This is a genomic window from Pseudomonas sp. B10(2017) (assembly GCF_002113295.1).
Classification (GTDB): domain Bacteria; phylum Pseudomonadota; class Gammaproteobacteria; order Pseudomonadales; family Pseudomonadaceae; genus Aquipseudomonas; species Aquipseudomonas pudica.
Map to the genome: position 1 here is coordinate 227,672 of NZ_NEJU01000003.1, position 12,917 is coordinate 240,588.

Below are 12,917 nucleotides of genomic sequence, written 5' to 3' on the forward strand. Positions count from 1 at the left end.
GCCTACTGCCGGCGCAGAAACTCACTGGGCCAGCGGCAGAACCTGCCAGCGCCCGTCTTGCTGAATCAATTGCCGATCACAATCCGCCTCGAGAGCAGCACTCAACGGCTGGCCAGGCAGGGCCTGGACCACACGCTGGCCCTCGTTGCGCAACTGGCAGACTTGCTGCCAGAGGGCCGCGTCGCCACTGTCCGGCATCCAGATGCCGCCAGTTGGCAATACGACCTCCGCTCGCCCCAGTGTGACCAGGGTCTTCAAATCCGTGGAGAAACCAGTGGCCGGGCGTGCCCGGCCAAAGTCGGCGCCGATGTCGTCATAGCGCCCGCCCTGGGCGATCGATTGACCTTCGCCCGGCACGAACACGGCGAACACCACGCCAGTGTGATAGTGGTAACCGCGCAGCTCGCCGAGGTCGAAGTACAGCGGCAGGTCCGGGAAGCGCGACGCCAGGCGATCGGCGATCGCCAGCAGGTCGTCCAGCGCCGCCAGCACACTGGCCGGGGCACGGCCCAGGCGCACGCGGGCTTCGGCCAGCACTTCGCGGCCACCGCACAGCTCGACCAGCGCGCGCAGCATGTTGCCCAGGTCCTTCGGCAGGTCGGCGGTCAGCACCTGAACTTCATCCACGGCCTTGCGCTGCAGGGCGTCGAACAGCTGTTGCTCGACCGCGCCGGACAGGCCGGCAGCACGAGCCAGGCCGCGGTAGATACCGACGTGGCCCAGGTCCATGTGCACATCTGGCACATCGGTAAGTTGAAGCGTGGCGAGCATCAGGCTGATGACTTCGACATCGCTGGTGGGGCTGGCATCGCCATACAGCTCGGCACCCAGCTGGATCGGGCTGCGCGAGGTGGACAGGGCACGCGGCTGGGCGTGCAGCACGCTGCCGGCATAGCACAGGCGGCTCGGGCCTTCACGACGCAGGGTGTGGGCATCGATGCGCGCCACCTGCGGGGTGAAGTCGGCGCGGAAGCCCATCAGGCGGCCCGACTGCGGGTCCACTACCTTGAAGGTGCGCTGATCCAGGTCCTGGCCGGCGCCGGTGAGCAGCGACTCCAGGTACTCGATATGCGGGGTGACGACCAGTTCGTAGCCCCAACTCTGGAACAGGTCCAACACCTGGCGGCGCGCGATTTCGATGCGCGCAGCCTCAGGTGGCAGTACTTCCTCGATGCCATCTGGCAGCAGCCAGCGGTCTACCGTTGCCATTACGCCATTTCCCCTCTGGTCCGGGCGGCTTGCCAGCAGGCGAGCCGTCAGTAAAGCCGGTATCGCGCACAGCAGCGGGCAGCACTGATCCCAGCGCAGCCACCGTACCCGACACCCTCGAATTGCCTTGCGACCTGACCAAACCGTCAACTGGCGGTTTGCCAATCAACCATGCAGACGCAAAAAAGCCGGGAAATTTCCCGGCTGCCTCATCATACACCCCTTTTCATTCAGGATGCACCCCGCCTGGTGTTTTAGCTGCCAGGCGGGGCGCCGCTGCATGAGAATCAGGGCTTGAGCATCACGGCCTGCTCTTGTCCAGGAAGCGGAAGAACTCGTTCTTCGGGTCCAGGACCAGCACGTCGCTCTTGCTCGAGAAGCTCTCGCGGTACGCCTGCAGGCTACGGTAGAACGCGTAGAAATCAGGGTCCTGAGTGTAGGCCTTGGCGTAGATGGCGGCCGCCTGGGCGTCGCCGTCACCGCGGGTTTCCTCTGCTTCGCGATAGGCCTCAGCCAGCAATACGCGGCGCTGACGGTCAGCATCGGCACGGATACCTTCAGCCAGCTCGTTACCCTTGGCGCGGTGCTCGCGGGCTTCACGCTCACGCTCGGTGCTCATGCGGTCAAACACGCTGCGGTTGACTTCCTTCGGCAAGTCGATGGCCTTGACGCGCACATCGACCACCTCGATACCCAGCTCTTTGGCGGCCATGCGGTTCAGCGAAGCAGTGATGTCAGCCATCAGCGCGTCACGTTCACCGGAAACCACTTCGTGCAGGGTACGTTTACCGAACTGGTCACGCAGGCCACTTTCCAGACGACGCGACAGACGCTCGTCGGCGATCTGCTTCATGCCGGACGTGGCGGTGTAGAAGCGTTCGGCGTCCTTGACGCGCCACTTGGCGTAAGCGTCGACCATCACCGCTTTCTTCTCCAGGGTCAGGAACCGCTGGGTCGGGGCGTCGAGGGTCATCAGGCGGGCGTCGAACTTGCGCACCTGGTTCACGTACGGAATCTTCACGTGCATGCCCGGCTGTACATCCGCCTGGACTACCTTACCGAAGCGCAGCAATACCGCACGCTCGGTCTGGGACACGATGTAGAAGCTGTTCCAGGCCACGATGGCCAGGACAACGGCGGCGATCAGGGCGATCAGCGATCTGTTGCTCATCAGCGGCTCTCCCTAGTGCGCAGCGGCTGCTGTTGCTGTTGCAGGTCCTGCGCCGCACGGGCGGCCGCATCGTTGACCGATGGCGACACGCCAGTGGTCGGCGCGGACGGGTTGCGGCTGCCTTCGACCATCTTGTCCAGCGGCAGGTAGAGCAGGTTGTTCTGCCCGTCCTTGGTTGCCACCATGACCTTGCTCGAATTGCTGTAGACCTCTTGCATGGTTTCCAGGTACAGGCGCTGACGGGTCACGTCAGGTGCCTTGCGGTACTCGGCGACCAGCTTGGTGAAGCGGTCGGCTTCACCCTTGGCACGGGCGATGACTTCGTCGCGGTAACCGTTGGCGTCCTCGATGATGCGCTGGGCCTGACCACGGGCTTCCGGCACCACGCCATTGGCGTAGGACTCGGCCTGGTTGCGGGCACGCTGCTCATCTTCGCGGGCACGGATCACGTCGTCGAAGGCTTCCTGCACTTCACGCGGGGCTGCCGCGCTCTGGACGTTGACCTGGGTAACAGTGATACCGGTACGGTAGGTGTCGAGGAAGCGCTGCAGGCGTTCGCGGATATCCACGGCCATCTGCTCGCGGCCTTCGGTGAGCACCTGGTCCATCGAGGTGGAACCCACAACGTGGCGCAGGGCACTCTCGGTCGCGTGCTGCAGGCTGACCTCAGGCTGGTCGACGTTGAGCACGAAGTCCTGCAGGTTGCTGATCTTGTACTGGACGGTCAGCGGCACCTCGACGATGTTCTCGTCTTCGGTCAGCATCTGGCCCTGCTTGGTGTAGGCACGCTCGCGCGTGACGTTCTCCATGTACTTGCGATCAATTGGCGGGAAGTAGATGTTCAGGCCGGGACCGACCGTCTCATAGTACTTGCCGAAGCGCAGCACCACGGCCTGCTCCTGCTCGTCGACCACGTACACGGCGCTGTACAGCCAGATTGCAGCCAGCACCGCCAGGCCGATGCCCAGCAGGCCCAGGCCACCGCCCTTGCCGACATTGCGGTCACCGCCGCCACGTTTCTTGCCGCTGCCGAACATGCCGTTCAGGCTGTCCTGCAATTTGCGGAAGGCCTCGTCCAGGTCCGGTGGACCTTTCTTGTCACCACCGCCGCCACCGCCATTACGGCGACCGCCCCAGGGATCCTGATTGTTCGAGTTGCCACCCGGCTCGTTCCAAGCCATAGCGCTCTCCATCTGATAAAGCAAAGACGCGCCCACGGCGCGCCGTCCAATGCTACAGAATGCCTGTCACTGCTGCCCGGCGACCTCGACGAGCATTTATTGCAAAGTGTGTTGCTCGACAAACACTTGCGGCTCCATGCCTTCGCGGCTGACCAGGCGATTCAGTTCGACCATGGGCAGTCGCACGCTCAGCAGGCTGCGCCCTTCTTCATCATGCTCTTCACTCTGCACGGCACCCAGGGCAAAGAATTGCGCGCGCAAGCGGGCAAAACGCTGCTCCAGACACAGGGTACCGACAAACAGATCATCCCCCAGCAACTCGGCAATCGCCTGGCCGACCAGCTCCAGGCCACGCCCATCGCGTGCCGATACCCAGACCCGTTCCGGCTTGCCATCGGCATTGCGCTGGATCTGCGGCTCGACATCTTCGAGCAAGTCGAGTTTGTTATACACCTCGAGGATCGGCAACCCTTCGGCACCAATCTCGCCCAACACCGCCAGCACCTGCTCGATCTGCTCCATGCGCTCCGGCTCATGGGCGTCGATCACATGCAGCAACAAGTCGGAGTTGCTCGACTCTTCGAGCGTAGCCCGAAATGCCTCGACCAGCTTGTGTGGCAGGTGGCGAATGAAGCCCACGGTATCGGCAAGCACGATCGGCCCCAGGTCGTTCAGCTCGAGCCGGCGCAGGGTCGGGTCGAGAGTGGCGAACAGCTGGTCGGCGGCATACACTTCGGATTCGGTCAGGGCGTTGAACAGCGTGGACTTGCCGGCGTTTGTATAACCAACCAGCGATACCGACGGGATGTCCGCACGCTTGCGCCCGCGGCGTGCCTGCTCGCGCTGGCTGCGCACCTTCTCCAGGCGTGACTTGATCTGGCGAATGCGCACCCGCAACAGGCGGCGGTCGGTTTCCAGCTGGGTTTCACCCGGGCCACGAAGGCCGATACCACCCTTCTGTCGCTCAAGGTGGGTCCAGCCGCGTACCAGCCGCGTGCTCATGTGCTCGAGCTGGGCCAGTTCGACCTGCAGCTTGCCTTCATGGGTACGCGCCCGTTGGGCGAAGATATCGAGGATCAGCCCGGTACGGTCGAGCACACGACACTCGAACACACGCTCGAGGTTGCGCTCCTGACTGGGCGTGAGGGTGTGATTGAAAATCACCAGGTCTACCTGTTCGGCATGGACCAGGTCGTGCAACTCTTCGACCTTGCCACTGCCAATCAGGTATTTGGCGGAAGGCTGATGCCTTGCCACCGTGACCAGCGAGACGATGTCGGCACCGGCCGACAATGCCAGCTCCTGAAACTCCTGCGGGTCTTCGCGCGCCTCAGGGTTCTGACCTTCCAAGTGAACGAGCAACGCCCGCTCACCACCACCGTGGCGCTCAAAGAACAATGCAGGCTCCTATCAGGCGTTGCCTGGCTCGCTGTCGCCGTGTTCGGAATCGGACGGGCTTGGCAGACGAACCGGACGGGCAGGAACCACGGTCGAGATGGCGTGCTTGTAGACCATCTGGCTGACGGTGTTCTTCAGCAGTACCACGAACTGGTCGAAGGACTCGATCGAACCCTGCAGTTTGATGCCGTTGACCAGGTAGATGGATACCGGGACCTTTTCTTTTCTCAAGGTGTTCAAGTAAGGGTCTTGTAGCGAATGCCCTTTTGACATATGCCGCACTCCTGTAAGGATAAATAATAGAAAATCAAGAAAATCGATAAATTAGGCCGCCCCTTCGCAAGAATAGACGGCAATCAGCAGGGACTCAGCTCAATATGGAGATGGCCCCAAGGTATTTCAAGGTGCGGGACAGATTGTCGCAGGCCAGGCTGTCAAGCCAGTGTACTTCAGGCCAGCCACGCAACCAGGTGAACTGCCGCTTGGCCAGTTGCCTGGTGGCAATGATACCGCGTTCACGCATCTCATTCTCAGTCAGCTTGCCGTCCAGGTAATCCCAGACCTGCCGATACCCCACTGCCCGTATAGACGGCAGCCCGGCGTGCAAGTCACTTCTGGCTCGCAGCGATCGGACCTCATCGACGAAGCCCTGTTCCAGCATCTGTGAAAATCGTAACGCAATTCGCTGATGCAAAATGTGACGATCTGTAGGAGCAATCGCCAAACTCGCGACAGTATAGGGCAAATGTCCGCCAGCGCCTGCGTCTGCGCCGCGACTTTCCGCGAATTGACGTTGTCGATGTGCCGTCATGCTCTCGCCGCTCACCCGGTACACCTCCAACGCCCGGATCAACCGCTGTGGGTCGTTGGGATGGATACGCGCCGCCGACTCAGGGTCAACCTCGGCCAACTGGCGGTGCAACTCGGCCAGGCCCAGCGCTTCGGCCTGGGCTTCCAGCTCGGCACGCACCGCGGCATCGGCCGCCGGCATGTCGGCCAGGCCATCGATCAACGCCTTGTAATAGAGCATGGTGCCGCCCACCAGCAACGGGACCTTGCCGCGCGCGGTGATCTCGGCCATGGCCTCCAGGGCATCAGCACGGAACTGCGCAGCCGAATAGCTCTCGGCCGGGTCGCGAATGTCGATCAGCCGGTGCGGGTGAGCGGCGAGGATTTCTTTCGACGGCTTGGCCGAACCGATGTCCATGCCGCGATAGACCAGCGCCGAATCGACGCTGATCAGCTCGCACGGCAGTACTTTGGTCAGCTCGATGGCCAGGTCGGTCTTGCCGGCCGCCGTCGGGCCCATCAGGAATATTGCAGGGGGCTTGCCGCTCATTTCATCGACCGCGCAGGAAGAGTTTGTCCAGGTCGTCCAGGCCCATCTGGGTCCAGGTGGGGCGACCATGGTTGCACTGGCCGCTGCGCTCGGTGTTTTCCATGTCACGCAGCAGGGCGTTCATCTCGGGGACCGCCAGACGCCGGTTGGCGCGCACGGCGCCGTGGCAGGCCATGGTGCCGAGCAGCTCGTTGAGGTGCGCCTGGATACGGTCGCTGGTGCCGTATTCCATAAGGTCGGCGAGTACATCCTGCACCAGGCGGTTGGCCTCGGCCTGCTTGAGCAAAGCCGGGATCTGGCGGATGGCCAGGGTCTCGGGGCCCAGGCGCTGCAGTTCGAAGCCCAACCGCTGGAACCACTGCGCGTGCTCTTCGGCGCAGTCCGCTTCACGCTGGCTCAGGGCCAGGGTCTCGGGAACCAGCAGCGGCTGCCCGCTGAGGCCTTCGCTGGCCATGGCCACCTTCAGGCGCTCGTACATGATGCGCTCGTGTGCGGCATGCATGTCTACCAGCACCAGGCCGATGGCGTTCTCGGCCAGGATATAGATGCCCTTGAGCTGCGCCAGCGCGTAACCCAGCGGGGGAATGTCACCCTGGCTTTCGGGCAACGCCGTCGGCGCCGCGCCTTCATCCAGCGGTTTGTAAAACTCGCGATACACCGCCTGCGCCTCGGCGGCTGGCAACGGCTGCGAGGGGCGCGGGGTGTACTGGTACTGGTAACCCGCGCCACTGCCACCACTGGAAAACGACTGCTGCGGGGCTCGCGGCTGCTCGAGCACCGGTGAGGCCAGGCGCATTTCGCCCTGGGGGCCGAACTCACCGGCCTGCTGGCCCGTGGGGCGGACCACTTCGGGCACGGCAGCAGGCGCCGCCAACTGGTCTTCCGGGCGAACATCGGCCAGCGCGCGATGCAGGGTGCCATACAGGAAGTCGTGCACCGAGCGCCCCTCGCGGAAACGCACTTCGTGCTTGGTCGGGTGCACATTGACGTCGACGCCGTTGGGCTCCAGCTCCAGGAACAGCACGAAAGTCGGGTGCCGACCATTGAACAGCACGTCGCGGTAGGCCTGGCGCACGGCGTGGGCGACCAGCTTGTCGCGCACCGCACGGCCGTTGACGAAGAAATACTGCAGGTCTGCCTGGCTGCGCGAGAAGGTCGGCAAGCCGACCCAGCCCCACAGGCGCAGGCCATTGCGTTCCACGTCGATCGGCAGCGCCTGCTCCATGAAGCCCGGGCCGCATATGGCGCCCACCCGCCGCGCTCGGGCGGTCTCATCGTGGGCCTCGTGCAGGCTGAGGATGCTCTTGCCGTTGTGGCGCAGGTGGAAGCCGACATCGAAGCGCGCCAGCGCCAGGCGCCGTATCACTTCCTGCAGGTGATCGAATTCGGTTTTCTCGGCCTTGAGGAACTTGCGCCGGGCCGGGGTATTGAAGAACAGGTCGCGCACTTCCACCGAAGTACCCACCGGGTGCGCCGCCGGCTGCACCCGCGGGGTCATGTCGCGGCCTTCGGTTTCCACCTGCCAGGCCTCGGAAGCGCTGGCGGTCCGCGAGGTCAGGGTCAGGCGCGCCACCGAGCTGATCGAGGCCAGGGCCTCACCACGGAAGCCCAGGCTCAATACCCCTTCCAGGTCTTCCAGCTCGCGGATTTTGCTGGTGGCGTGACGGGCCAGGGCCAGCGGCAGGTCGTCGGCGGAAATGCCGCTGCCATCGTCACGCACCCGCAGCAGCTTTACGCCGCCCTGCTCCACTTCCACGTCGATACGCCGGGCGCCGGAGTCCAGGCTGTTCTCCAGCAACTCCTTGGCGACAGATGCCGGCCGCTCGACAACCTCGCCCGCGGCAATCTGGTTGGCCAGCCGCGGGCTGAGCAGCTGGATGCGCGAACCGCCACTCATTGCGAGGCCAACGTGGTAGCGGGGATATCGAGGCGCTGGCCGACCTTCAGCTCATCGGTCTTGAGGCTGTTGGTGCTGCGCAGGCTGGTCACGCTGACCTGGTAGCGCACGGCAAGCATCGCCAGGGTCTCGCCAGGGCGCACCGTGTGCTCACGCGGGCCAGCGGCGATCTTGCCGGTGTCGCGCAGCCAGGCGATGTAGGTGCCAGGCGGCGGATTCTGCTGGAAGTACTGGCGCACACCAGTGTGGATCGAACGGGCCAGGGCCTGCTGATGGCTTGCGGTGGCCAGCTTGGCGGCTTCGTTGTTGTTCGAGATGAACCCGGTTTCAACGAGGATCGACGGAATATCCGGCGACTTCAGCACCATGAAGCCGGCCTGTTCCACCCGCTGCTTGTGCAGCGAGGTGATGCGCCCCATGTTGCCCAGCACCTTCTGCCCGACATTGAGGCTGGAGCTGAGCGTGGCGGTCATCGACAGGTCCAGCAGCACGCCGGCCAGCATGCGGTCCTTGTCGTCGAGGCTGACGTTACCGGCACCACCGATCAGGTCGGAACGGTTTTCCGTGTCAGCCAGCCAGCGCGCTGTCTCGGAGGTAGCGCCGCGGTCGGACAGGGCGAACACCGAGGCACCAAAGGCAGCACGGGACGGCGCGGCGTCGGCGTGGATAGAGATGAACAGGTCGGCGCCCTTCTTGCGGGCGATTTCCGTACGTTTGCGCAGCGGGATGAAGTAGTCGCCGGTACGTGTCAGCTCGGCCCGGAAACCTTTTTCGCTGTTGATCTGGCGCTGCAGTTCCTTGGCGATCTGCAGCACGATGTCTTTTTCATGTTGGCCACGCGAGCCGGACGCACCCGGGTCTTCGCCGCCGTGACCGGCGTCGATGGCAACCACGATGTCACGCTTGCCGTTGGGAACCGGCGGCAGCTTGATGGCAGGCTGGGCCGGGGTCACCGGCACTGCTGGCGTGGTTGCGGGCGTTGGTGCCGGAGTCGGGGCCGGAGCCGGCGCGCTGGCAGCGATGGCGTCAGCTTCCTGGTCGTAGAGGTCGACCACCAGTCGGTTACCGTACTGGGCGTTGGGCGCCAGGGTGAAGCTTTTTGGGGTGACCGACTTTTTCAGGTCGACCACCACGCGCAGGTCGGTCGGGGTGCGCTGAGCCGAACGCACGCTGCTGATCGGCGTATTGGAGGTAGCCACGTTCAGTGGCGCGGCCAAGGTCGCACCATTGATGTCGATAACCAGACGATCAGGTGCGCTCAGGGTGAATACGCTGTGCTGCACGGGACCAGACAGGTCGAAGACCAGCCGCGTGTTGTCCGGCGCGCGCCACAGGCGCATGCTCTTGACTTGAGTGACGGCCAGAGCGTCAACGGTCACCGTTGTCAGCAGCAGCCCAACGATGGCGACCAGTGCGCGTATGCGCATACCTACCCCACTTACTGTTTATAGTGTTCGGCCAGTGCCACGCACCAAGCCTCGCCGCGAGCCCCCTGCGGCGAAAGGATCAGCGAGCGTCCGCCCGCTTGGGGGCTTATGGTAATGGTCAGGTCGGGCTTTGGCAAAACGCCCGCACCCTTTTGTGGCCACTCGAACAGGCACAGCGGGTCGCCCTCGAAATAGTCACGAATGCCCATGAACTCCAGCTCTTCCGGATCGACCAGGCGATACAGGTCGAAATGGAACGCCCGCACCTCACCGATCTCGTAAGGCTCGACCACGGTGAAGGTCGGGCTTTTCACTGCACCAGTATGGCCCAGACCACGAATCAGGCCACGCGACAGCGTGGTTTTGCCCGCGCCCAGGTCACCTTCCAGAAAAATCACGCCGTGACCGCCGGTCACCTCGGCCAGTTGTGCGCCAAATTTGACCGTGGCCGCTTCATCGGCCAGAAACAGGTTTAAGCCAGACACGCAGAATGCTCCTCCAACAACTCACGAATGACCGGCGCCAGATCACTGGCCGCCAGGCCTCTACCTTTTACGCCCAGACGCTCGCCGGCACAGGCGTGCAGCCATACCCCCAGCCCTGCGGCATGCCAGGCATCCAGGCCTTGGGCCAGCAGAGCCGCCAGCACGCCGGTCAGCACATCGCCAAGGCCAGCACCGGCCATGGCCGGGTGGCCGCGTTCGCACAGCAGCAGCTGCCCGGCCGGGTCGGCTACCAGAGTGCCGGCCCCCTTGAGCACGCAGACGCTGTTGTAACGGCGCGCCAGCTTGCGTGCGGCGCCCGCGCGGTCGGCCTGCACAGCCTCGGTGGAAATGCCCAGCAGCCGCGCCGCCTCCCCGGGGTGCGGGGTAAGGATGCTGCCACTGGGCAGGGCCAGCGGGGTGCGCGCCAGCAAATTCAGGGCATCGGCGTCCCACACCTGTGGGCGCACGGCATTGGCCACCGCCGACAGCAGGCTGCGGCCCCAGGCTGCCTGGCCCAGGCCAGGGCCGACCACCAGCACCGAAGCGCGCTCCAGAACACCCATCAGCTGGTTGGCCGAAGTGGCGCCCAGGCACATTACCTCGGGCAGGCGCGCCAGGCTGGCAGTCACGTGTTCAGGCCGGGTCGCCACGCTGACCAGCCCCGCGCCACAGCGCAGGGCGGCCTCGGCACTGAGCAGCACGGCGCCGCCGGTACCGAGGTCACCACCGACCACCAGTACATGGCCGAAGTCGCCTTTATGGGCATGTGCATGCCGTGCCGGCAGGTGCGCGACAGTCACGCTGCTGAGCGATTGAGGGGTATGGCTGGGGTGTTTGGTCTGCGGCATGGGGTCAAAGGCTCCAATGTCTGGCAGAATTATACGCACCTGAGCCCGTATTGCCTTGCCCATCCATGTCCGCCTGTACGCCTGACCTCGCCCAACTGGCCCAATCAATCAAGATTTGGGGCCAAGAACTCGGTTTTGCCCATGTCGGCATCGCCGGGGTCGACCTTGGCGAACACGAACACCACCTACAACGCTGGCTCGACGCCGGCTACCAAGGCGAGATGGATTATCTGGGTGCTCACGGCAGCAAGCGCGCGCACCCAGAGCAACTGATCCCCGGCACGGTACGTGTGGTATCGCTGCGCATGGATTACCTGCCCGGCGACACGCAGATGGCCCAGCGCCTGGCTCAGCCGGAAAAAGCCTACGTGTCGCGCTACGCCCTGGGCCGGGATTACCACAAGCTGGTGCGCAAGCGCGTGCAGTTTTTGGCCGATCGCATTCAGGAAGCCATCGGCCCGTTCGGCTACCGCGCCTTCGTCGACAGCGCTCCGGTGCTGGAAAAGGCCCTGGCCGAGCAGGCCGGGCTGGGCTGGATCGGCAAGAACACCCTGCTGCTCAACCGCAAGGCGGGCAGCTACTTCTTCCTCGCCGAGCTGTTCGTCGACCTGCCGCTGCCGGTTGATGAAGCCACCACCAGCGAACACTGCGGGCGCTGCCAGGCATGCCTGGACATCTGCCCGACCCAGGCCTTCGTCGGGCCGTATGTGCTGGATGCACGGCGCTGCATCTCCTACCTGACCATCGAACTGCGGGGGCCGATCCCAGTAGAGTTGCGCTCGAAGATGGGCAACCGGGTGTTCGGTTGCGATGACTGCCAGATCGTCTGCCCGTGGAACCGCTTTGCCAGGCACAGCCAGGAACAGGACTTCCAGCCACGGCACGGGCTGGAGAATGCCGAGCTGGCGGAGATGTTCCTGTGGGATGAAAGGACCTTCCTGCGCAAGACCGAAGGCGGGCCATTGCGCCGGGCCGGTTATGAGCGCTGGTTGCGCAACCTGGCGGTGGGGCTTGGCAATGCGCCTTCGACGATCCCGGTGATCGAGGCGCTGAAGGCGCGGCGCGAGGATGCCTCGGAGCTGGTGAGGGAGCATGTGGAGTGGGCGCTGGCGCAGCACGGCGCTCGATAGCGACCCAGCCCCAGAGCTTGCGCCACCCTTGTGGGAGCGGGCGTGCCCGCGAATCAGACAACGCGGTGGATGGCACCGGCTCTGCCGGTGTTCGCGGGCTCGCCCGCTCCCACAGGGGCCATGTTGTGCCGGAACTGCGTTACTGCTGGTCGTTGTAGTGGAACTTGGGCATTTCCCAATGGAACCGAATCGCCAGCAACCGCACAAGGAACCCGCCAAACAAGGTCAGCAGCATCGCCTGTTCCGCCGGCACCTTGAAATGCACGCAGCCCAGGTAGAACCAAGCCGCCGCGAATGAGACGCTGGCGTACAGCTCGCGGCGGAACACCAGGGGAATGTCGTTGCAGAAGATATCCCGCAAGATCCCGCCGAATACCCCGGTGATCACCCCACTGATCGACGCCACCAGCATGCCCTGCCCCATCTCCAGTGCGGTCATGCAACCAATCAGGGTAAAGGCCACCAGCCCCAGGGCGTCGAGCACCAGGAACAGCGAGCGCAGGCGGCGCATCATCGGCGCGATGAAAATGGTCAGCAGTGCTGCACAACTGGTCAGCACCAGGTACTCAGGGTGCTTCACCCAGGTCAGCGGGTAATGCCCGAGCAGCACGTCACGCACCGAGCCGCCACCCAGGGCGGTGACGCAGGCAATCAGCACCACGCCGAACCAGTCCATGCCGCGGCGGCCGGCAGACAACGCGCCGGTCATGGCTTCGGCGGTGATGGCAATGAGGTAGAGCATCAACAACATGGTGCGGGGTCCGTGCGGGCGTGCGAGGAAGGCGCGCAGTCTAACCAGTTGCCCATGGCACCAAAAGAGGGCGCAGATACA

General features: G+C 64.2%; 12 protein-coding genes. 1 reads left to right on the forward strand and 11 read right to left on the reverse strand.

The genetic code is table 11. The features are described from left to right. Positions 1 to 21: 21 nt before the first annotated feature. The 10 genes from CAF92_RS05840 to CAF92_RS05885 form a co-directional block, all read right to left on the reverse strand. Positions 22 to 1,209 (reverse strand): ATP phosphoribosyltransferase regulatory subunit, encoded by a 1,188-nt coding sequence (locus tag CAF92_RS05840; protein WP_013974431.1) that lies wholly within the window; start codon positions 1,207 to 1,209, stop codon positions 22 to 24. Between the two features lie 301 nt (positions 1,210 to 1,510). Then, positions 1,511 to 2,380 carry a protease modulator HflC gene (gene hflC / locus CAF92_RS05845; RefSeq protein ID WP_063911924.1) on the reverse strand — a complete coding sequence of 290 codons (870 nt, stop codon included), beginning with the start codon at positions 2,378 to 2,380 and terminating at the stop codon, positions 1,511 to 1,513. Beyond that, complete coding sequence (gene hflK, locus CAF92_RS05850; protein ID WP_063911925.1) at positions 2,380 to 3,561, reverse strand: FtsH protease activity modulator HflK; 1,182 nt, start codon at positions 3,559 to 3,561, stop codon at positions 2,380 to 2,382. The genes hflC and hflK overlap by 1 nt, the downstream gene beginning before the upstream one ends. Positions 3,562 to 3,657: 96 nt before the next feature. Then, positions 3,658 to 4,959, reverse strand: coding sequence for a ribosome rescue GTPase HflX (gene hflX / locus CAF92_RS05855; protein WP_015272005.1), 1,302 nt, complete (start codon positions 4,957 to 4,959; stop codon positions 3,658 to 3,660). A 12-nt stretch (positions 4,960 to 4,971) separates the two neighbouring features. After that, a complete protein-coding gene (hfq, locus tag CAF92_RS05860; protein WP_003258160.1) occupies positions 4,972 to 5,232 on the reverse strand; it encodes an RNA chaperone Hfq in 261 nt (86 codons plus the stop codon). Positions 5,233 to 5,326: 94 nt separating this feature from the next. Then, positions 5,327 to 6,298, reverse strand: a complete 972-nt coding sequence (miaA, locus tag CAF92_RS05865) for a tRNA (adenosine(37)-N6)-dimethylallyltransferase MiaA (RefSeq protein ID WP_085599721.1) — start codon at positions 6,296 to 6,298, stop codon at positions 5,327 to 5,329. Between the two features lies 1 nt (position 6,299). Continuing rightward, entirely contained in the window at positions 6,300 to 8,195 is a 1,896-nt protein-coding gene (mutL, locus tag CAF92_RS05870; RefSeq protein WP_085599723.1) for a DNA mismatch repair endonuclease MutL, read from the reverse strand. Next, positions 8,192 to 9,622 carry an N-acetylmuramoyl-L-alanine amidase gene (locus CAF92_RS05875; protein ID WP_075046528.1) on the reverse strand — a complete coding sequence of 477 codons (1,431 nt, stop codon included), beginning with the start codon at positions 9,620 to 9,622 and terminating at the stop codon, positions 8,192 to 8,194. The genes mutL and CAF92_RS05875 overlap by 4 nt, the downstream gene beginning before the upstream one ends. Positions 9,623 to 9,633: 11 nt before the next feature. After that, positions 9,634 to 10,092 carry a tRNA (adenosine(37)-N6)-threonylcarbamoyltransferase complex ATPase subunit type 1 TsaE gene (gene tsaE, locus CAF92_RS05880; protein ID WP_153671421.1) on the reverse strand — a complete coding sequence of 153 codons (459 nt, stop codon included), beginning with the start codon at positions 10,090 to 10,092 and terminating at the stop codon, positions 9,634 to 9,636. Between the two features lie 2 nt (positions 10,093 to 10,094). After that, positions 10,095 to 10,955, reverse strand: a complete 861-nt coding sequence (locus CAF92_RS05885; RefSeq protein WP_085599727.1) for an NAD(P)H-hydrate dehydratase — start codon at positions 10,953 to 10,955, stop codon at positions 10,095 to 10,097. Between the two features lie 65 nt (positions 10,956 to 11,020). On the opposite strand from CAF92_RS05885, the gene queG reads away from it, so the two are divergent. Beyond that, the gene (gene queG, locus CAF92_RS05890) at positions 11,021 to 12,085 is read left to right on the forward strand and encodes a tRNA epoxyqueuosine(34) reductase QueG (RefSeq protein ID WP_085599729.1); all 1,065 of its coding nucleotides are present in this window, start codon (positions 11,021 to 11,023) and stop codon (positions 12,083 to 12,085) included. A gap of 139 nt (positions 12,086 to 12,224) precedes the next feature. Here the strand turns inward: queG and CAF92_RS05895 are convergent, their stop codons facing one another. After that, positions 12,225 to 12,836: a trimeric intracellular cation channel family protein gene (locus CAF92_RS05895; RefSeq protein WP_046613337.1), complete on the reverse strand. Its 612-nt coding sequence runs from the start codon at positions 12,834 to 12,836 to the stop codon at positions 12,225 to 12,227. Positions 12,837 to 12,917 lie beyond the last annotated feature (81 nt).